The following is a 21,047-nucleotide window of genomic DNA, read 5'->3' as shown; positions in this document are numbered from 1 at the left end:
CGATGCCCATTCTCCGGAAAACCCTAGGTTTGGCCCCTTCGTGCGACGCGACCTTGCATTTCGGCAAATCGTTACCGATAATGGTCAACAAAAATGGTTAACTATTTGTTGATGTTTGGTTGATGATATGGCAAAGCGTCATGACGTGCCATCTTCCCCATCTCCCCCGACGTCGACGACATGGGCAAAGCCACCGAACGCATCAGGCCGCCGGGATTGCAAACGAGCGGCCGCCTTATGAATCCCTTTGGGTCTGGAGACGTTATGAAACCCGTCCATTGCCTGGCCGCGCTTCCCATCGCGGCCTTTTACAGCGGCGGCTGGCTCGCCGAACACGTGGGTACCCGGCTGGCCGGGCTGCCCTTTCTGATGACGTGGAACATCGTGTGGTTGTTGCTCACGTCAGTGGTCATGCTCGTGATGTTCCGCTTCGACGGTTCGCGCGATGCGACCCGACGCACGGCGCAGCACGTCGCGAGCGAACGCCGCGACCACGACGGAGCCGCATCATGAACGCCGCGCTTGCCGTCATCGCGGCGTTTCTGGCCTTTGCGCTTTTCGTGGGGCTACGCGCACGTCGCGGGCGCACGATGAGCCTCGAACAATGGGCGGTGGGCGGTCGTGGCTTCGGCACGCTGCTCGTGTTCCTGCTGATGGCCGGCGAGGCGTTTTCGACGTTCACGTTTCTGGGCGCAAGCGGGTGGGCGTACAGCAAGGGACCGCCCGCGTTTTACATCCTCGCCTACGGGGCGCTCGCGTACCTGCTCGGCTACTGGATGTTGCCGGCGGTGTGGCGTCACGCGACGAAGCACAGGTGCGTGTCGTTCTCCGACTTCTTCGCCACGGCGTACCGGTCGCGCGCGCTGGGCGTTGTGGTGTCGCTGGTGGCCGTGTTGGGCATGAGCGCGTTGCTCATCATTCAGCTGCGCGGCCTGGGCATCATCGTGTCCGAAGCGTCGTACGGCACGATCCCCCCGACTGTGGCGATCTGGTGCGGCGCGATCGCGATGGTGGTCTACATCACCGTGTCGGGCATTCACGGCTCGGCGAGCATCGCGATTTACAAGGACATCCTGATTCTCGTGATTGCGATCTTCCTGGGCATCTATTTGCCGCTGCATTACTTCGGCGGTTTCGGCGAGATGTTCGACCGCATCGAGGCGGCGCGTCCGGGCTTCCTGCAAATGCCCACGAGCGGCCTGACGCTGTCCTGGTATAACTCGACGATCCTGCTGACTTCGCTCGGCTACTACCTGTATCCGTACGTCTTCACGTCGGTGTATGCGGCGAAGACGGAGAGCGCCGTGCGCAAGAACACGATCCTGATGCCGCTGTATCAGATGGTCATCGCGTTCATGTTCTTCGTCGGTTTCGCGGCGATTCTGCAAGTGCCGGGGCTGACCGGTGCAGACTCGGATCTGGCGTTGTTGCGTATCGTCAAACAGACGTTCTCGCCGTGGTTCGTCGGCGTGATCGGCGGCGTCGGGGTGTTGACCGCGCTGGTGCCCGGTTCGATGATCCTGCTCAATGCGTCGACGCTGATTGCCAAGAACATCTATCGCGACGGTTTCGCACCGCAGGCGAGCGAAGCGGTGGTCGGTAAGCTGGCCAAGCGCGTGCTGCCGGTCTTCGGTTTGGTGGCGGTGTTCTTCGTGTTGCGTGGCGGCGCGACGTTCGTGGCGTTGGCGCTGTTTGCATCGAGCCTGCTCACCCAATTGTTCCCGTCGTTCGTGGCCAGCTTGCTGCCGCGTCCGTTCGGCAACAAGTACGGCGCGTTTGCAGGGATCGGCGCGGGCGCGCTCGTGTTGCTGGCGGCGGTCGGGTTCGACGTGACGCTGCGTATGTTGCCCGGCGCGTCGGATACCGTGGCGTCGATCAACATGGGGCTGGTGGCGCTGGCGGTGAACGCGGTGACGTTCGTCACGGTGAGCATGCTGACTCGCTCACGCAATGTCGATGGCGATGCCGAAGCAGGACTTTTGAGGAACGTATGACAACACTGGAAATTCGCAACGCACGTGGGCTGGACGGCACATCGGTGGATGTGCGCGTCGAGCGCGGCAAGATTGCGGCCATCGGGCCGTCGCTGCCTGCATCGGCCGACGGCGCTGACGGCGCCCCCCGCAGGATCGACGCGCGCGGCGCTTTGCTGATGCCCGGACTGGTCGAGGCGCACACGCACCTCGACAAGACGACATGGGGCATGCCCTGGTACGTGAACGAATGCGGCTCGCGCCTCATCGATCGCATCGACAACGAGCGTCAGTGGCGCGCCACGAGCGGCCACGACGCGGGGGCGGCGTCGCTGGCGCTCGGCCGCGCGTTCCTCGCGCAAGGGACCACGCGGCTGCGCACGCACGTCGACATCGATACCGACGCGGGCCTGCGTCATCTCGATGGCGTGCTGGCCACGCGCGAGACGCTGGCGGACACGCTCGACATGCAGATCGTGGCGTTCCCGCAATCGGGCGTACTCGATCGCGCGGGCACGGTTGAATTGCTCGATGCGTCGCTTGCGCGCGGGGCCGACGTGCTCGGCTGGCTCGATCCGTGTGCCATCGACCGTGACCCGAAGGCGTCGCTCGACGCCATGTTCGCGCTCGCCGACAAGCATGGCTGCCCTGTGGACATCCACCTGCACGAGCCGGGCGAGATGGGCGTGTTCTCGTTCGAGTTGATGCTTGAGCGCGTTGCGGCGCTCGGCATGCAGGGCAAGGTCGTGGTGTCGCACGCCTTCTGTCTGGGCGAACTCGACGCTGCGCGCGCCGATGCCTTGCTCGCACGTCTGGCCGGTGCCGGGGTGGCGCTCGTCACGACGGCGCCGCCGTCGCGCATCGTGCCGCCGCTCATGGCGTGCCGCCGTGCCGGGGTGACGCTGGCCGGGGGCAACGACGGCATTCGCGACACATGGACGCCATACGGTTCGCCCGACATGCTGGAGCGCGCCATGATGATCGGGCTGCGCTACAACCTGCGTCGCGACGACGAACTCGATATCGCGCTCGATTGTGTGACGCATCAGGGCGCACGCGCGTGCTGGTTCGAGGACTACGGTCTGCACGTCGGCGCGCGCGCCGATCTCGTGCTGGTCGATGCCCTGAACGCGGCGCAAGCCATCGTGACGCGTGCACCGCGTCGCTGGGTGGTCGCGAACGGCCACGTCGTCGTGAACGAGGGCGTGGCGGTATGACGCTTTGGCTGGCCATTGTCGCCGTCGGGCTGACCCTGCGACCCACGCTCACCTCCATCAGCCCCCTGTTGCCGCAGATTCGCGAGGCAACCGGGATGACGTATCCCGTGGCGGCGCTGCTCACGTCGCTGCCGGTGCTGGCGATGGGCGCGGGCGCATTCGCGGCAAGCGGGCTGACGCGTCGCTTCGGTGAGCGTCGCGGTGTGTTGCTCGGGCTGGGGGCACTTGCGCTGGCCTGTGGCGTGCGTTTTTTCGCCGACGATACGGTGACGATGATTGCGACGGCGCTGGCGTCGGGCATCGGCATCGCCATCGTTCAGGCGTTGCTGCCGGGGGTGGTGAAGGCGAACTACAGCGCGGCGCGCATGACGTCGATGATGGGGCTGTACTCCGCTGCGCTCATGGGCGGTGGCGGGCTTGGCGCGGCCGCAAGTCCATGGGCGGCGTCTGAGGCGGGCGACTGGCGCGTCGGGCTGGGCATGTGGCTTGCAGTCGTCGGCGTTGCGGCGTTGGCGTGGTGGCGCGCGCCGCTGAAGACGCATGCCGTCGCCCGACCTGTCGCGCCGGCCGAGCGCATGACCGGCACGCCTGGCACGGCCGAGGATCTGCTTGCGGCGTGCCGCGCCGCATCGCAGCAGGTGGCTTCAAACGCTTCAGCGTCGGCAGCGGCGGTAATGGCGGTAACGGCGGCAACGGCGGCAAGGTCCGGCAAGCCGCCGTCGATGCTCGAGCTGTTGCGCAAGCATCGTGCGTGGACGCTGGCCGTCTACTTCGGTCTCATCAACTGCACTTACACGACGATGGTTGCGTGGCTGCCGCCGTTTTATCAGCAGCGCGGCATGAGTGCGACGCAAAGCGGCGCGTTGCTCGCCGGACTCACGGCGTGTCAGGTCGTGGCGGCGCTGATGTTGCCGTGGTTGGCGCGGCGCAATGTCGACCGCCGCCGGTGGCTGACGCTCGCGCTGGCCGCGACGCTTGCCGGTCTGGCCGGTCTTGTCGTGGCACCGGATGCTGCGCCGTGGTGGTGGATCGGCGGCATCGGTTTCGGACTGGGCGGCACCTTTTCGCTCGGACTGGTGTTGGCCCTCGATCACCATGCGCACCCGCGTCATGCGGCTGCGCTCGCGGCATTCATGCAGGGCGTGGGCTTTTGTATTGCCGCGGTGGCACCGTTCGCGTCTGGCGCGGTGATGGCGATGACCGGCAGTTTCATGCCGTCCTGGATCGGTCTCATCGTGCTCAACGTGGCGCTGATTGCACTGACGTGGCGCTTCGATCCGCAGGGCTACGCGTCTGCGCTGGGCCTGTCGCGCGACGGCCATGCCGGGCGACATCAACGCGCCTGACGCCCGGTGCCGGAGCGTTCTGGCGGTGACGTCGACGAGCGATTGATGAGCGATTGGTGAGTTCGGGCATCGTCCCATGCGTTGCGCACGCGAGACAGGTCGGCGCGATGCAAAAATCATGCGAGCGCCCACGCAATCCGCGCTAAGATGGCTCATCGTGTGATGTCGCAGCGGAGCTTCGTCGCGAGACCGTCGCTCCCGGCCTAACCCGTTCCCTCGGTGGTTCGAGCTTAGCAAGATCAGGGACAAGCGCCCCTTGGGCCAGGTTGGCTGCGTGCTGCCGGAAACCAAGGGGAGAACGGATGCTCGGAAAGTCGCGCAGGGCCGTGGGACGATCGTTCGGGACGTTACGCGTCGCGCTCGGTGCCTGCAGCGTCGGCGCGTCGCTGTTCGTCGCATCGTCGCTTGTCGTTTTCCCGTCTCACGTTTTCGCTGCCGACACCATTCTGCCGGGGGGCGCGCCAGCGAAAGCCGCCCCTGCTGCTGCGGCCAGACCTGCTTCGACGCCCGCCGGTTCCCTATCGTCCCCATCTTCGGCCGCGACCGGCGTCGATCAGCGCGTGATGCGCAGCGACGGCGCGTATGCCAACCTGCACGTCTTCCGTCCTCAAGCGGCCTGTCAAGGCGTCGTCGTCGTGAGCCCCGGCGCGGGCGACGACCGCGACGCGATGTCGTGGCTCGGGCGAGCGCTCTCGCAATACGGCTGGCTGACGGTGACGATGGCGCATCAGGAAAGCGGACGCGACTCGCTGCGCGACCGGGTGCGCAACGGCGGTCTGCGCGACGGATTGCTCGCCCTCACTACGGACCCCGAAGCGTATGACGACCGTCTCGAAGATGCGGGGGCGGCGCTGCGCTGGGCGCGGGGTCAGTGCCACGCAGGGCCTGCGGTGCTGGCGGGACATTCGATGGGGGCGGTGACCGTCATGATCGAGGCGGGCGCGAAGAACAAGCTCGGGCTCGACAGCGACGACCGTTTCGACGCATACATCGCGCTATCGCCGCAAGGCAAAGGCGCGATCTTTCCGGCGGGCGCGTGGCATGACGTGCGTAAGCCTGCTCTGCTCGTGACGGGTACGCGCGACGATCCCCTCGAAGGCAAATGGCAGACGCGCACCGAGCCGTTCGCCGACATGCCCCCGGGGTGTCACTGGCTCGCGGTGGTCGATGGCGCGACGCACTTCAACTTCGCGGGTTTCGGTTACGGGCATGGCGACATCGAAGCGAAGATACTGCCGCTGATCGAGCGCTTTCTCGATAATGTGCGCGGCCACCGGTGTGCCGTGCCCGCGCCGGCGGCCGGCGTGAAGTTCGATACGAAGTAAGACGGCGATGGCAGAACAGGACCTCACACGCGGGCCCATCGGCAAAACCCTGTTCTGGTTCTCGCTGCCGGTGCTGGGCAGCAACGTGCTGCAATCGCTCAATGCGTCGATCAATGCGATGTGGATCGGCCATTACCTCGGCGAGTCGGCGCTCACTGCGGCGTCCAACGCCAACATCCTGCTGTTCTTCCTGCTGGGTGTCGTGTTCGGCATCAGCATGGCCAACACCATCCTCATCGGTCAGTCCATCGGCGCGAAGAACCACGTGCTGACCCAGCGCATCGTCGGCACGAGCGCGACATTCTTCGTCCTGATGTCGACGGCTGTGGCCGTGTTCGGCTACATCTTCACGCCGGAGTTGCTGCGCGCGCTGGGCACGCCGAGCGATGCACGCGAGTTTGCGGTCGCGTATCTGCGCATCATCTTCGTAGCGTTGCCGGTGATGTACTTCTACAACTTCGTGATGATGGCGTTGCGCGGGGCGGGTGACGCACGCACGCCGTTCCGTTTCATGCTGTTGTCCGCCGGGCTGGACGTGGCGCTCAACCCGTTGCTCATCTTTGGCTGGGGCCCGATTCCGCCGTTCGGCATTGCGGGGTCGGCGGGCGCGACGCTCATCGCGCAGACCGTGAGCCTCGCCGCGCTCATGTACACCTTGTACAAGCGGCGCGACCCGCTGTGGCTGACGCGCAAGGATTGGAAGTATCTGTGGATCGACATGGGGTTGCTGCGGCTGATCGTCGTCAAGGGATTGCCGATGGGGTTGCAGATGGTGGTGATCTCGTCGTCGGCGATGGTCATGATGGGGTTCGTCAATGGCTACGGATCGCAGACCACGGCGGCCTATGGCGTCGCATCGCAGTTGTGGACGTACGTGCAGATGCCCGCGCTGGCGATCGGTGCAGGGGTGTCGTCCATGACGGCGCAGAACGTCGGGGCGGGCTTGTGGGATCGTGTGACGAAGATCGGGCGTGTGGGCGTCGGGCTGAACTTCGCCATGACCGGCACGCTGGTGATTGCGATCCTGTTGTTCAACCGTCAGTTCATGAATGCGTTCCTGCCGGACGATGGCTACGCCATTTCCGTCGCGCAGCACATCAATGCAGTCGTGGCATGGTCGTTCGTGCTGTTCGGCGTGACCATCGTGCTCTTCGGCGTGGTGCGGGCGACGGGCGCGGTGACGGCGCCGCTCGTCATCCTGTTCGTTTCGCAGTGGGTGATTCGGCTGCCGTTCGCGTGGCAGATGCAGAAGACGTGGGGCGCGGAGGCCATCTGGTGGAGCTTCCCGCTTGGGTTCGCCGTCTCGCTCGTGATGGCGCTCACGTATTACAAGTGGGGCAATTGGCGTGGCGTACGCATGTTGCCCAAGGGGCCGCCAGCCGTGGCGCAGAGCAAAGATGCGGCGGGCGCTGCTGCCGGCCCGGCCGCTGTACCCGTTCCACCGACCGCGCTGACGTCGCCGACGGCCGCACCGTCACCTACCACTCCCGACGCGCAGAACGACCCGCGTGCCTGACGCGTCTGCCCACGTTTTACCGTCCCTCTTGTCACTGCACATTCGCGATCCAGCGCGATGCGGACTGCGCCAGTGCCGTGCGCAGCCAGTTCAGCAGTGCTGCCTTCGCTGGATTGTCGGCGAACGGTTCGCGCGAGAGCGCGACGTAGCCTGAGCCATCGCGGATGAAGCCGACGGGGGCGACGAGGCGTCCGGCGTTCAGTTCGTCACACACCATGTAGACCGATCCGATGGCCGCCCCCAGGCCCGCGCCAGCAGCTTGCAGACTCAGATAGAAGTGTTCGAACGGCGGCGTTGCCGGGGTGGCGCTCGTCTCGAAGCGTTTCCAGCGTTCCAGGCGTTCGGGCGACGGCGCGGCGCGCATGGCGCGCTGCCAGTCCTGCCAGGCGTGCGCACGCGTGCGCGTGTGGAGATGCGAAATCGGTAGCGCGTCGAAGGCCGTGGGAAGACCGACGGGGCCGATCCATTCGTCGGCGAGCGGCTCGGCAATAAGCGAATGTCCCCAGAAAAAGTCGTTGCGCCGAATGGCGACGTCGACACCGGCGCTTTCGAAGTCGACGGGGCCGCCAGCGGAGTGAAGGTGGAGCGAGATGCCCGGATGCGCTTGAGAGAAGAACGCGAGGCGAGGGATCAGCCACCGCATCGCGAGCGTCGGTTCGCAGGAGACGACGAGCGTGTCCGAGGGCGACGAGGGATGAAGGGTGGCGACGGTAGTGGCGAGTTGCTCGAACATCTGCCGGGTGGTGGCGTGGAGCTTTTCTCCGGCAACGGTCAGGAAGACGGCGCGGTTACGACGTTCGAAGAGCGAGAGGCCTAGGGCGAGTTCGAGGGTGCGGATTTGTCGGCTGACGGCGCCGTGAGTGACGAAGAGCCGGTCGGCGGCGCGGGCGAAGCTGAGTTCTGTGGCGGCGACGTCGAAGACCTGAAGGGCGTTCAGGGGAAGGGTGCGCGCAAGGGGGCGGTGGGAAGATCGCGTCATGCGTGAGAAATTATCACGGATGAGCGGGCCAATTGATCGTTTTTCGGCAGAGACGGAAATGGCGAGAATTCGGCCTGAGAAGCGACAGTGCGGGCAGCAGGCATTGAGGCCCGTTCCGCACCCGGCCCCGCGGGGGACCAGGGCCCTATTCCGCCCCTCAGACATAGACCCAACTCGGTTCAGAACAGGGCCCTGATCCCCCGCTCATCGCACCGCTTCCGTCGATGGGATGACCGGGTACACACAAGATGAGTGAAAGAAAGTCATGCAAGAGCTGATAGCGGTTATGACGATCACGGTATTGGCCGTGATCAGCCCGGGCGCGGATTTCGCAATGGTGACGCGGGAAAGTTGGCGTCACGGGCGCCGCGCAGGGTTATGGGCGGCACTGGGCATCGCGGCGGGTGTGCAGGTGCACGTGGCGTACACGTTGGTCGGGGTGGGGCTGCTGATCGTGCAGGTGCCATGGTTGTTCACGGTGATTAAATGGATCGGTGCCGCGTATCTGGTGTACATCGGATGGCGGACGTTGCGTGACCGGTCGCCGGTCGTAGACGTCACGCAAGAGGAAGGCGCTTCAGCTTCGTCACCGTCACCTGAATCAGGCCGCGCAGACCCCGCCCGCTGGCGCGAGGCGTTGCTCGCATTTCGCACCGGCTTTTTCACCAACGCATTGAATCCGAAGTGCACCTTGTTCGTGGTGAGCACCTTCACGCAGGTCGTGCATCCGGGCACGGGCTGGGCGCTCGGCCTGGCCTATGGGGCGTTCATGTCGTTTGCGCATTGGGCATGGTTCAGCCTTGTGGCATTGGGGTTCTCGGCGGGATGGATGCGCGAGGCGATGGTGCGGCGACAGCACCTCGTAAGACGGACCATCGGTGGCGCACTGATGACGTTGGGCGGATTGCTGGCAATGGCGAGTCGCTGAAGCGCGGGCGGGCAACGGACGCGGTTTCCGGGCGATTCCACCCCGAATGCCATGAAAATGGCGCGGGAATGGCCAGAAAATGACGGAAAACTGGCAGAAATGAGGGTGAAATCAGGCTGAAAAGGGAGCGAAATCCTTTCATTTCGCCGCCCGGTCACAAAAAGTCACAAATTTGTGACGCGCCGGAAGCACCGTCACAGCAGACGATTGGGGTAATGTGAGTGCCCGCTTCGAAGGTTTTGCCGATGCATCTTTAGTCAATCGGTGAATGAACGGGTAAAATTGCGCGTTCGGCGCACGCTGGCTGTGGCCAGCACGCGCGTTACATGCCATTCCCCACTGCCGATGGAATTCCTGCTCAACGCGGTTCCCCGCAAGATTTCCCACCGTGCCCTGCGCCTGGCGATGGCCGGCGTACTCAGCGTCTGTGCACTCGTCTCGGGCGCGGCGCATGCTTTCTCGTTCGACGACGTCGCCAAACAAGCGCGCACGCTGGCGAACAACCGCTATAAGCCCAAGGATCCGAATCTCCCCAAAGAGCTTCAGAATCTGACCTACGACCGCTATCGCAACATTCACTTCAAGCCTGACAAGGCGCTGTGGCGTGCGCAGAAGCTGCCGTTCGAGCTGATGTTCTTCCACGAGGGTTCGTACTACGACCGGCCCGTCAAAATCAATGAACTGAGCGCCAACAGCGTGCGCGAAGTGCGCTACAGCCCCGACATGTTCGATTTCGGCGCACTGAAGGTCGACCCCAAACAACTGCGCGGCCTCGGCTTCGCAGGGTTCCGTATTCACTTCCCGGTCAACACGCCCAAGTACAAAGACGAAGTCATGGTCTTCCTCGGCGCGAGTTACTTCCGCGCACTAGGCAAGAACCAGACCTACGGTTTGTCTGCTCGCGGCCTCGCGCTCGATACCGCGCTGAACTCCGGCGAAGAGTTTCCGCGCTTCACCGAGTTCTGGATTCAGCGTCCCGCACCCGGTGCAAAAGAGCTGATCATCTACGCGTTGCTCGACTCGCCGCGCGCGACCGGTGCGTACCGCTTCACGCTGCGCCCCGGCGTCGACACGACCGTCGACGTCAAATCCGAACTGTTCCTGCGCGAAAACGTCACCAAGCTGGGCATTGCTCCGCTGACCAGCATGTTCTTCTTCGGCGAAAACCAGCAGGCCCCCGTGCCCGACTATCGCCCCGAAGTGCATGACTCCGACGGCCTGTCCATCCAGTCCGGTACCGGCGAATGGATCTGGCGTCCGCTCGTCAATCCCAAGCGCCTGCTGGTGTCGTCGTTCTCGCTGTCCAATCCCGGCGGTTTCGGGCTGGTGCAACGCGACCGCGACTTCAACAACTATCAGGACCTGGAAGACCACTATGAATTACGTCCGAGCGCCTGGGTCGAACCGAAGGGCAAATGGGGGCAAGGCCGCGTGGAGCTGGTCCAGATTCCCACGCCGGACGAAACCAACGACAACATCGTCGCCTATTGGGTGCCCGATGCCCCGCCCAAGCCCAAGCAGCCGCTGTCGCTCGAATACCGGCTCTCGTGGCAAAAGGATAACGATAAGCGCCCGCCTCTGGCGTGGGTGACGCAAAGCCGCCGGGGACACGGCTACCGGGGAAAACCAGACGACAGTCTGCTCTTCGCACTCGATTTCGAAGGCCCGGGGCTCAAGAAGCTGCCGGACGATGCCACGGTCGAAGGCAATGTGTCGATCGACGGCAACGGCAAGATCCTCGAAGTGCAGACGCAGCGCAATGACGTCACGGGAGGCTATCGCGTCATGCTTCGCATGCGTCGCCTCGATTCCGAGAAACCCGTCGAAATGCGCGCTTACCTGCGCAACGGCAGTAACACCCTATCCGAAACGTGGAGCTACCTGTTACCCCCCGAGTGAGCGACCGCTCCGACATTCCGGTCGACGAACTTTACGTCGACCGGTTGCCCCTGCCCGCCGAGAAACGTCGTGCGCTGCTCGCACAAGCGAAGCGTGACGGTGGCGATTCGCTCGACGTTCTGACCCGCTTGCAGCGCTTGCTCGCTGCGCGCGGGTCGAACGTCGCAGGCGAGGCAATCGATACGGTCGACGCGTCTGCGACGGCTTCCGAAGAGACTGAGGCCGCTGAGCCTGCCGGTCAGAGCGACGGCGCCACCACAACGGTGGCGACGGCGGCGTGGCACGGCCACGATCTTGCCGAGATCGAGTCCGACAGCGACGCGGTGCTCGCGTCGCAACCCGTGCGGCTCGCGCTCACGGAAGGCGGCTCGCTGGCCGCCGCCGCGGGCTTGAATGAAGTGCGGGGTGTGCAGACGCTGCGTGTCTCGCCGCCGGTGCGCCGCACGTCGCTTATTCCGCGTCCGTGGTCGCTCAATCCGCTCGCACGGCTGTGGCGCAAGCTCATCGGCCGCAAAGACCTCGATCCGCTCGTGCGCGACGCCCCCGATCCCAAGGGGCGCTGGTCGCAGGCGGGACGCCGCCGCCGCTGGATGCTGCTCGCGCTGATGATCGCGCAGACGGCGCTTGCCACGCACTTCATGGCCTCGGTGCTGCCGTATCACGGCGCCGATCCGCTGGAGTTCTCGGTGCTCGTGCTGTTCGTGCTGCTCTTCGGCTGGGTCTCGGCCGGTTTCTGGACGGCCATCTTCGGCTTCTTCGTCCTGCTGGTCGGTGGCGAGCGGCACATGATCTCGAAGATGGCGGCGGGCGACGCGCCCATCGAGCCCGATGCGCGCACGGCCATCGTCATGCCGATCTGCAACGAAGACGTCGGCCGTGTGTTCGCCGGTTTGCGCGCGACCTACGAGTCGCTGGCCAAGACCGACTCGCTCGAACGCTTCGACTTCTTCATCCTGTCGGACTCCAACGAGGCCGACAACTGCACCGCCGAAGTCGACGCATGGCAGGCGCTGTGCCGCGAGGTCGGTGGCTTCGGCCGCATCTTCTATCGCCGACGTCAGCGTCGCGTGAAGCGCAAGAGCGGCAACCTCGACGACTTCTGCCGTCGTTGGGGCAGCGACTATCGCTACATGATCGTGCTGGACGCGGACAGCGTCATGAGCGGCGAATGCCTGACCAAGCTCGTGCGCATGATGGAGGCGCATCCGAGCGCGGGCCTGATCCAGACCGCACCGCTCGCCGCAGGCCGCGAAACGTTCTATGCGCGTTTGCAACAGTTCGCGGGGCGCGTCTATGGCCCGCTCTTCACTGCCGGGCTTCACTACTGGCAACTCGGTGAGTCGCATTACTGGGGCCACAACGCGATCATCCGCCTCAAGCCGTTCATGGAGCATTGCGCGCTTGCACCGCTGCCGGGCAAGGGCGCGATGTCCGGCGCGATTCTCTCGCACGACTTCGTGGAAGCCGCGCTGATGCGACGCGCGGGTTGGGGCGTGTGGATTGCCTACGATCTGCCGGGCAGCTACGAGGAAATGCCGCCGAATCTGCTCGACGAACTCAAGCGCGACCGCCGCTGGTGTCAGGGCAACCTGATGAACTTCCGGTTGTTCCTCGCGGAGGGCATGCATCCGGTGCACCGTGCGGTGTTCGTCACGGGCGCGATGGCCTATGTGTCCGCACCGCTGTGGTTCATCTTCCTGATTCTCTCGACGTGCCTGCTCGCCAAGCACACGCTGGTGGTGCCGGAGTACTTCACGGCGCCGCGTCAGTTGTTCCCCGTGTGGCCGGAATGGCACCCGGAGCGCGCGCTGGCGTTGTTCTCCGCGACGGCGACGCTGCTCTTCCTGCCCAAGATTCTGGCGGTGCTGCTGATCTGGGTAAAAGGGGCGAAGCGCTTTGGCGGTGCCTTCGCGGTGACCGTCAGCATGTTCATCGAGATGGTGTTCTCTGCGGTGCTCGCACCGGTGCGCATGCTGTTCCATACGCAATTCGTACTCGCGGCGCTCACGGGCATCGCCATTCAGTGGAAGTCGCCGCCGCGAGAAGACGCCGAGACGCATTGGGGCGAGGCGATTCGCCGCCACGGACTGCAAACGGTGATCGGCATGGCGTGGGGCGGTGTCGTCTACTGGCTCAACCCGGACTTCATCTGGTGGCTGATGCCGATTGTCGGCTCGATGATGATTTCGATCCCGGTGTCGGTCTTCTCCAGCCGCGTGTCGCTGGGGCGCGGTCTCAAGCGTGCGCGCCTGTTCCTGATCCCGGAAGAGTCGTGGCCGCCCAAGGAGCTGCGCATGACGGAGAAGTACACGAGTGAGGCGGGCAAGCACGTGGACTTCGTGGACGCCGTGGTCGATCCGATGGCCAACGCGCTGGTGGCGTCGAGCGTCAAGCCGACGCTCGACGATGCGAAGCGCGACGCTTTGCGCGCCGACCGTGTCGAGACGGCTCTGCTGCGCGGTCCGACCAAACTTTCGAACACGCAGAAGTGGGAGTTGCTCAACGATCCGCGTGCACTGGCGGCGCTTCATCTGCTGGTGTGGACCGATCCACGCGCGCACCCCGAATGGTGCGATGCACGTGCCAACGGGTTGTCGCAGGGATTCCTCGCGTCGGCCTGAGGGCTTCGAGCAGGTCTGTGAGATTAAAAAACGGCAAGGCTCGCGCCTTGCCGTTTTTTTCATGGGTGCTGCGAATGCCGGGGGGCGGATCAGCGCGGCGGCAGGAAATCGTTCGGATTGAACGGCGTGCCCTTCTGACGCACCTCGAAGTGCAGCTTCACGACGCCATGCGAGTCGGTGTCGCCCATCTCGGCAATCTGCTGGCCCTTGCCGACCGACGCCCCTTCCTTCACCCGCAGCGCGCGGTTGTGGGCGTAGGCAGTGAGGTAGCCGTTTTCATGCTGAACCATCACGAGATTGCCGTAGCCGCGCAGTCCGTTGCCCGCATACACGACTTTGCCCGCCGCAGCGGCATAGATCGGATCGCCAGCCTGGCCGCCGATGTCGATGCCCTTATTGCTGCTGCCGTTGTAGTTGGCGAGGATTCTGCCGGTCGCCGGCCACGTCATCGGAATCTTGTTCGTCGCCGTACGTGGCGCGGCGGGTGCAGGCGCGGGCTTCGGTGCAGGCTTGGTCTGGGCACGAGGACGTGCCGCACCCGACGACGCACTGCCGCCGGAGGACGCCACAGCCGCCGGGGCACTCGACGATCCGGGCGGTGGCACGACCCGCAACACCTGACCGACCTCGATCTTGTCGGCGTCGGCCAGACTGTTCCAGCTCACCAGATTGGCGGTGCTGGTGTTGTTGGCGCGGGCGATGCCGTACAGCGTGTCGCCGGACTGCACCCGATAGCTGCCGGCCGGCACGGGGCCGTAGCTCGGCGTTCCGGCGCAGGCGGCCAGTGTGGCGCAAACGGCCAGGCCGATCAGGTGGGTACGGCAGCGAGCAAGCCAGCGCGGCTGGCCGGACATGCGAATTTCAGATTGCGATCGCAGGGATCGCGCGAGGTGAATAGGCTCCATCCGTGGGCAGATTGAAAAAAACTTGAGGGTGGAGGCCCGCTGACGGTCGCGAAACGCGGTGGCCGGCCAACTTTCGCTGGAATGTGCGTAGTAGGGGAAAAGCGTCGGAAAACGGTTTCACACGGCACAAACCACGGGCCAAACGGGCGACAACGGCATGGGCGCGGGACAAAACGCCTATTGTACGGGCTGCGATTGCCGGTCGGACATTCAAACAGTGCCCAAATTCCCCGCTATTTGCGGAAATTGTTACTCTTTTTGCTGCATTTTCCCGGTTGACAAGCATCGGGCCAGCGCGTATAAAACAGCTTGCAGATTGTCAAGCCGCGAAGTTGTTGTCAGACGTAGTTTTCCTGCTTCTCGCTGGTTTCTAGTCCTTCATTTTCCCTTGATTGTCAGCGCTTCACGAGGTCAATTCCGACCTCAGGCTATTGTTTTATTAGGAAAAAACATGGAAACCGGTACCGTTAAGTGGTTCAACGACGCAAAGGGCTTCGGCTTTATTACCCCGGACAACGGTGGTGAAGACCTGTTCGCTCACTTCTCCGAAGTGAAGGTGGACGGCTTCAAGTCGCTGCAAGAGAACCAAAAAGTGTCGTTCGAGGTCAAGACTGGCCCGAAGGGCAAGCAAGCTGCGAACATCAAGCCGGTTTAAGGCTGATTCGCTTCACGTGATGCCGCGCTAGCCTTCGGGCGGCGCTGCGTCCCGCGACCGACAGGCCCGGTGACGAAAGTCATCGGGCCTGTTTGTTTTTCGGCACGCTGTCGGGCGTTTCGACGAGATCCCGCAGATTCGCATGAGACGTGCACGCGAACGATGCCACCGTCCCGGTTCGACGCTACAATGCCTGATCGAATTCGCGTAAGCATTTTTCCGGGGCAATCATGAGCCTGCAAACGTGGTGGCTATTTGTTGTCACCGTTTTTTTCGTCTCCGCCACGCCGGGCCCGAACATGTTGCTCGTCATGACGCATGGCGCGCGCCACGGGCTGCGTGCATCGCTCGGCACGATGGCCGGTTGCATGACGGCGCTGATCGCGATGATGTCGATTTCCGCCGCCGGTCTGGGGGCTGTCCTCAAGGCCTGGCCGATGCTGTTCGACACGCTGCGCTATGTGGGCGCGGCCTATCTCGTCTACCTCGGTTACAAGAGCTGGCGCTCGCCGGTGAACGCTCAGGACGAAGCTGCCAAGCTCGCAACGCCGGCGCTGGTGGCCGAGTCGGGCTTCGGCAAGCTGTTCAAGTCGGGCTTCCTCGTCGCGGCCAGCAACCCCAAAGCTATTCTTTTCGCGGCGGCATTCCTGCCGCAGTTCATCGATCCGACGGCCGCCAAGCTACCGCAGTTCTCGATCCTGCTCGGCACGTTCGCCGTCATCGAGATGAGTTGGTACATGGTCTACGCCACGGGTGGGTTGCGCATTGCACCGTATCTGCGTGAAGCACGTGTGCTCAAGGCATTCAACCGCATCAGCGGTGGCGTGTTCATGGGCTTCGGCGCGTTGATGGCCGCAGTGCATCGCTGATCGGAGGACGTTGCGAGGCCAGGCCGGAAAGGCTGGCGGCCAGACTGCGTCAAGCGGGAAAGGTAAGGAAAGGGCGTGGAATGGCCCGAGTGTGGCGCACGGCACGGGGAGCGGTAAGCTCGTGCGCCGGGGCACTCAATATTTCCAGCCAGTGACCGTTAACGTTCATGACCAGATGCATGAGACGGCAAGTGAGCACCGACGGGTGCCCGCTCACGTCGCGGTGCCGGAGCCGATCGCTTCGACATGGCGCGTCGCAACGGCTTTATTACGTACGGTGGGCGTGGTTGTGCGCGCGCCGTCACGGGGACAAATAGAAGATCAGGTATGGAAACGACAGAACCGCAGGTGACACCGGCGCCCACGGACGAAGAGTCTCAACTGCATGACTCGTATCGCATCAGCAACCCGCTGGAGATCGGCGGCGTGCTGCGTCATCTGGCGACCCGCGGCGACTTCATGACGGTGTACTTCGCGAACGGCCAGCGTCAGCTCGTCACGCGACTGCTCAAGGTCGAACCGCAAGCGCGCGGTTTCTATTTCGACTGGGGCGGCATCGAAACCGAAAACCGGGCACTGCTCGCCAACAAGCGCGCCTTGTTCGTCGGAGTGCCCGAGGGCATTCAGGTGCATTTCCCCATCGGCGACGTGGAGGAGCGCGAGTACGAAGGCTATCCCGCGTTCTATTCGTCGTATCCGGAAACCCTCGTGCGTTTGCAGCGTCGCGACTATTTCCGCGTAAAGACGCCGATCCTCGATCCCTATCCGTGTACGGTCAGATTCCCGGACGACACGCCGATGCGCCTCGCGGTGTTCGATCTGTCGCTGGGCGGCGTGGGGCTGCGCACGAAGGCCGAAGCCGCCGCCGAGATCCCCAAGGGATCGATGCTGATGCACGTCGAGATCGAACTGCGTGACTACGGGACCGTGCAGGTCGATCTGGAAGTGTGCGCGGTGCGCGCCGTACCGCTCGCCAAGGACATCGAGTATCACATCGGCTGCCGCTTCATCGCGCTGTCGCGCGCGGCCGAGTCGCGTCTGCAAAAGCTGATCACCCAACTCGAACTCAATCGCAAGGCGTTCGCCCGGGCCTGAGTCTGCGGCGAAGGCAGCAACACAACCGACAAAAATGGGCGGCCTTTCGGTCGCCCTTTTTGTCTCCTCGTCGCCCGCTCGGCACGTTGCCCATTGTGCCGATATCACCCCGGCGCGTGAATCCGCAGCGCCGGGATGGCGTGCAGCACACGCAGCAAATCCGTCTGCCGACGGCATCCCGTTTTGTCGAAGATATGCCGCAACTGCGTGCGCGCCGTATTGATGGCGACGTTGGCGTTCTGCGCGTATTGCGTGAGCTCGCAGCCCTCGGCCAGCGCCTGCGCAAGACGCGCTTCCGCCGGTGAGAGCCCGAACAGCACCTTGAGCGTGTAAGGACCGAGCGTGACGCGCCGGTCGAGTTCACCGATCGTCAGCATCGCCATGGGCTTTTCCCACGGCGCAGCGCAGGTATGCGACTCGCGCAACGGTAGCACCGTGACGACCCAGTGTTGCTGATTGTCGCCTTGTAGACGATGGCTGCCAGCGACCGGCATGGGGGCGGTCGCATGGGTAATGAGACGCCGCACGGCCTGCTCGTCGTTGGGCAGTACGGCAGTGAACTTCCCGCCGCGAATGCACACGTTGCGCGTCGCCCCGAGACGTTGATGCGCGGCCACGTTCAGATAGTGCACATGTCCCGTCTCGTCCGTAATGACGATGGCCATGTCCAGATGGTCGAGCACTGCCATGCCGATCGCCGCCTGCGCCTGCAAGTGACGGGTGCCCGCCCGCAGACGTGCCGCCCGCGCGATGTGCTTCGTCAAAATCTCCAGCTCGGGTGTGTCGTCGGCGTCTTCGAACGGCGCATGATCGGGCGCGCGGAATACCGCGAGCAACTCGCTGGTGCCGTCGGCCCCGTCGAGATGCATGCCGTACGTGTAACGCACGCCGTGAGGAATCAGAAAGTCGTTGTATAGCTCGCTACGGGACACGTAACGATCGCTCAGGTGATGGTGGCAGCGCATGGCGCGACCGACGGGCTGTTGCAGCATCAGCGCGACGCGCGGATCGGTCGGTGCGAGCTTTTCGACGAACTCGCGGATGAGGTCGGGGGAGGCGTCAAGCGAGTTGGAATCGCGCGTCGCGCAGTGACGCGCGCGATCCCACGTGACCGAATGAAAGCCGATGCCACCGGCCCACCGGTTGAATTCGCGTAATGCCTGATCCCAACGCGCTTCGTCGAGCACCCCATCGTAGCAAGTGCCGATCAGCGCATCGAGCGACAATTTCCCCGTGTCGTCCATCATCGCCTCCCCTGGCTTTGTTTTGACGAACTTGTGTCCTGCCATGCCTGCGCCAACCTACGTAACCCTTGTTGTTGCCTCTGACGGGCATGTTACGCATAGTGGGTATTCTGGCAAGCGACCTGACGGGGATCAATCGGGGTCAATGCTCGCGTTGTTGCACCGCCACATCGGGCGGTTCCCCGCGGGCTTCGCGTACGCCGTCCGGGTAAATGCGCACGAGCACGATACGCGGCCCCTGCATCTTCTTCACGACCACCGAGAAGCCCTCGAAGTCGATCTTCTGGCCCTCGCGGGGCAGATAACCCAGCGCGTTCATGATGAGTCCGCCCACCGATTCGGCGTGCTCGCTCGGGATATCCAGGCCGAGCGCGCGCTCCAGCGTCAGGATCGGCAAGCTGCCGCGCCCGATCAGCGTGCCATCTTCCATGCGGGTCCAGTCGTCTTCCGTTTGACGGAATTCGTCGCGAATCTTGCCGACCAGCGCCGAGAGCAAGTTGTCCAGCGTGAGGAAGCCGATGGGCTTCTGGTCCGGCCATCCCACGATGGCAAAGTGCGGTGCGCCCCGACGGAAGCGACGGAACAGCTCGCGCGCGGGCATATCGGGCTTCACGCGCTCGACCGGACGCGCCATGCTGCCCAGATCTTCGATGGACTGGCCATGATGCTCGGCCAGGAACAGATCCTTCAGGTGGACCACGCCAAGGACGGTTTCACCGTCGTTGTCGAAGAACGGATAGCGGCTGTAGCGATGGCGGTAGGCCGTGTCCATGTTCTGCACGAACGTGGCGTTACGACGGAACGCCGCGACTTCGCTCATCGGGCGCATCAGATCGGACACCGTCAGATCGCTGAAGTCGATGGCGTAGGCGACCACGTTCCAGTCGTCGCGCGAGAGCTTTTCGCTCGACGCGCCACGACGCAGGATCAGCTTGATTTCGTCGGTCGAGTAGTGGGCGTCGGTGCCGTGCGAGGGGTCGAGGCCTGTCCAGCGCAGCAGGCGGTTGGCGCTGTGGTTGAGCACCCAGATGGCCGGGTACATCAGCCAGTAGAAGCCGTACAGCGGCGCGGCCGTCCACACGGACACGGCTTCGGGCATGCGCAGCGCCATCGACTTCGGCGCGAGTTCGCCCACGACGATGTGCAGATACGAGATCGTGAAGAACGCGATGAAGAAAGCGAGCGCGTGGATCAACTCGGGAGAGCTGACGCCGGCCAGTTCGAACAGCGGCGTGAGAATGCGGGCAAACGCGGGCTCGCCGATCCAGCCGAGCCCGAGCGAGGCGAGGGTGATGCCGAGCTGGCACGCAGAAAGGTAGGTATCGAGCTGGCTGTGGACCTTGGCCAGGATACGGCCGCGCCAGCCTCGCTGGCGGGCAATGACATGAACGCGCGTCTGGCGCAGTTTGACGAGGCCGAATTCCGCCGCCACGAAGAAGCCGTTGAGCAATACCAGCAGGATCGCGGCGACGATCAGTAAGAAGTTTTCCAAAATATAAGGAGTGGGACGACAGGCCCGACAGTATAAGTGACAAACACTTAGGGACGATTTAGCAGGCGCCAACCCGGCATGGCAAAGGCGTCTACGAGGAAATCGACCATGGCGCGGACCTTGGCGCTCAGGTATTTACGTGACGGATAGACGACATAGATGCCGCGCTCGCCCTGCGTGTACTCGGGCAGGAATTCGACGAGGCGACCGTCGCGTAGCGCGTCCTGCACGAGAAACGCCGGTTGCAGGATGATGCCGCCCCCGGCCAGCGCCGCCGCCATGCACGTGTCGCCGTTGTCGGCAATGAGGCGGGCGTGCGTCTGCACGGAGACGGGGCCGTCCGGCCCGTCGAAATGCCATTCGCGACGGTGCAGAAAGTAGCTGTAACCGACCGTCTCGTGATGGGTCAGTTCGCTCGGGTGCTTTGGGGTGCCGTGTTGTGCGAGATAGCCGGGCGACGCACACAGCACCAGACGCGTGCCCGCCAGCCGCCGGTGCACGAGCGACGAATCGGGCAGCCGCGAGATGCGAATCGCCAGATCGTAGCCTTCGTCCACGATGTCGACGAGCCGGTCGCTCAGCGTGATGTCCAGTGAGACTTGCGGGAATTGGGCGAGAAATGCGGGCCAGAGCGGGGCGAGATGCAGTACCCCGAACGTGTGCGGGGCGTTGATCCGCAAGGGCCCTGCGGGTTCGCCGTCCTGCTCGCCGGCCATGGCGTCGGCTTCGTCCAGCTCAGCGAGGATCCGACGGCAGCGCTCGACGTATCGCTGACCGGGTTCGGTCAGCGACAGGCGGCGTGTGGTGCGCTGGATCAATCGGGTGCCCAGCCGCGCTTCGAGGTCCGCGACGTATCGCGAGACCGCCGTCTTGGAAATGCCCATCGCGTCGGCCGCCTTGACGAAACTGCCCGACTCGACCACGGCGATGAAGCATTCGATCTCGCGAAGTTTGTTCATGCCGGGTCCAGGGGTGTCGATGGC

At 64.1% G+C, this 21,047-nt stretch carries 17 protein-coding genes; 12 read left to right on the top strand and 5 right to left on the bottom strand.

Features of this window, described 5'->3' with window-relative positions:
• The first annotated feature begins 264 nt into the window (after positions 1–264).
• The 6 genes from MB84_RS20600 (at position 265) to MB84_RS20575 (ending at position 7,377) form a co-directional block, all read left to right on the top strand.
• The gene (locus MB84_RS20600; RefSeq protein ID WP_046289704.1) at positions 265–513 is read left to right on the top strand and encodes a DUF3311 domain-containing protein; all 249 of its coding nucleotides are present in this window, start codon (positions 265–267) and stop codon (positions 511–513) included.
• Complete coding sequence (locus tag MB84_RS20595) at positions 510–1,994, top strand: sodium:solute symporter family protein (RefSeq protein WP_046289703.1); 1,485 nt, start codon at positions 510–512, stop codon at positions 1,992–1,994. Before MB84_RS20600 ends, MB84_RS20595 begins: the two co-directional genes overlap by 4 nt.
• Positions 1,991–3,190, top strand: coding sequence for an amidohydrolase family protein (locus MB84_RS20590; RefSeq protein WP_046289702.1), 1,200 nt, complete (start codon positions 1,991–1,993; stop codon positions 3,188–3,190). Before MB84_RS20595 ends, MB84_RS20590 begins: the two co-directional genes overlap by 4 nt.
• Complete coding sequence (locus MB84_RS20585) at positions 3,187–4,536, top strand: MFS transporter (protein ID WP_052652622.1); 1,350 nt, start codon at positions 3,187–3,189, stop codon at positions 4,534–4,536. Before MB84_RS20590 ends, MB84_RS20585 begins: the two co-directional genes overlap by 4 nt.
• A 326-nt stretch (positions 4,537–4,862) precedes the next feature.
• Positions 4,863–5,861 carry an alpha/beta hydrolase family protein gene (locus MB84_RS20580; RefSeq protein WP_157122799.1) on the top strand — a complete coding sequence of 333 codons (999 nt, stop codon included), beginning with the start codon at positions 4,863–4,865 and terminating at the stop codon, positions 5,859–5,861.
• 7 nt (positions 5,862–5,868) lie between these two features.
• Positions 5,869–7,377 (top strand): MATE family efflux transporter, encoded by a 1,509-nt coding sequence (locus MB84_RS20575; RefSeq protein ID WP_065225811.1) that lies wholly within the window; start codon positions 5,869–5,871, stop codon positions 7,375–7,377.
• A gap of 31 nt (positions 7,378–7,408) precedes the next feature.
• On the opposite strand, the gene MB84_RS20570 is transcribed toward MB84_RS20575, so the two are convergent.
• Entirely contained in the window at positions 7,409–8,356 is a 948-nt protein-coding gene (locus tag MB84_RS20570; RefSeq protein ID WP_046289701.1) for a LysR substrate-binding domain-containing protein, read from the bottom strand.
• 265 nt (positions 8,357–8,621) lie between these two features.
• On the opposite strand from MB84_RS20570, the gene MB84_RS20565 reads away from it, so the two are divergent.
• The 3 genes from MB84_RS20565 to mdoH all read left to right on the top strand — a co-directional run bounded on the left by MB84_RS20565 (position 8,622) and on the right by mdoH (position 13,804).
• The gene (locus MB84_RS20565; RefSeq protein WP_046289700.1) at positions 8,622–9,284 is read left to right on the top strand and encodes a LysE family translocator; all 663 of its coding nucleotides are present in this window, start codon (positions 8,622–8,624) and stop codon (positions 9,282–9,284) included.
• Positions 9,285–9,629: 345 nt separating this feature from the next.
• Entirely contained in the window at positions 9,630–11,183 is a 1,554-nt protein-coding gene (locus MB84_RS20560) for a glucan biosynthesis protein G (protein ID WP_425415873.1), read from the top strand.
• Entirely contained in the window at positions 11,180–13,804 is a 2,625-nt protein-coding gene (gene mdoH, locus MB84_RS20555; RefSeq protein ID WP_157122798.1) for a glucans biosynthesis glucosyltransferase MdoH, read from the top strand. The genes MB84_RS20560 and mdoH overlap by 4 nt, the downstream gene beginning before the upstream one ends.
• Positions 13,805–13,893: 89 nt before the next feature.
• Here the strand turns inward: mdoH and MB84_RS20550 are convergent, their stop codons facing one another.
• Positions 13,894–14,658 (bottom strand): peptidoglycan DD-metalloendopeptidase family protein, encoded by a 765-nt coding sequence (locus MB84_RS20550; RefSeq protein ID WP_052652618.1) that lies wholly within the window; start codon positions 14,656–14,658, stop codon positions 13,894–13,896.
• 502 nt (positions 14,659–15,160) lie between these two features.
• On the opposite strand from MB84_RS20550, the gene MB84_RS20545 reads away from it, so the two are divergent.
• The 3 genes from MB84_RS20545 to MB84_RS20535 all read left to right on the top strand — a co-directional run bounded on the left by MB84_RS20545 (position 15,161) and on the right by MB84_RS20535 (position 17,328).
• Complete coding sequence (locus MB84_RS20545) at positions 15,161–15,364, top strand: cold-shock protein (protein WP_039392958.1); 204 nt, start codon at positions 15,161–15,163, stop codon at positions 15,362–15,364.
• A 230-nt stretch (positions 15,365–15,594) separates the two neighbouring features.
• Positions 15,595–16,233 (top strand): LysE family translocator, encoded by a 639-nt coding sequence (locus MB84_RS20540; RefSeq protein WP_046289698.1) that lies wholly within the window; start codon positions 15,595–15,597, stop codon positions 16,231–16,233.
• A 327-nt stretch (positions 16,234–16,560) separates the two neighbouring features.
• Positions 16,561–17,328, top strand: a complete 768-nt coding sequence (locus MB84_RS20535; RefSeq protein WP_052652616.1) for a flagellar brake protein — start codon at positions 16,561–16,563, stop codon at positions 17,326–17,328.
• Between the two features lie 104 nt (positions 17,329–17,432).
• On the opposite strand, the gene MB84_RS20530 is transcribed toward MB84_RS20535, so the two are convergent.
• The 3 genes from MB84_RS20530 to MB84_RS20520 form a co-directional block, all read right to left on the bottom strand.
• On the bottom strand, positions 17,433–18,617 hold the full coding sequence (locus MB84_RS20530; RefSeq protein ID WP_157122797.1) for a helix-turn-helix transcriptional regulator: 1,185 nt from the start codon (positions 18,615–18,617) through the stop codon (positions 17,433–17,435).
• Positions 18,618–18,714: 97 nt separating this feature from the next.
• Positions 18,715–20,064, bottom strand: a complete 1,350-nt coding sequence (locus tag MB84_RS20525; protein WP_046289696.1) for a hemolysin family protein — start codon at positions 20,062–20,064, stop codon at positions 18,715–18,717.
• 47 nt (positions 20,065–20,111) lie between these two features.
• Positions 20,112–21,023, bottom strand: coding sequence for a LysR family transcriptional regulator (locus MB84_RS20520; RefSeq protein ID WP_046289695.1), 912 nt, complete (start codon positions 21,021–21,023; stop codon positions 20,112–20,114).
• Positions 21,024–21,047: the final 24 nt, after the last annotated feature.

The sequence above is a fragment of the Pandoraea oxalativorans genome (assembly GCF_000972785.3).
GTDB lineage: Bacteria > Pseudomonadota > Gammaproteobacteria > Burkholderiales > Burkholderiaceae > Pandoraea > Pandoraea oxalativorans.
This window is presented reverse-complemented; position numbering and strand designations above follow the sequence as displayed.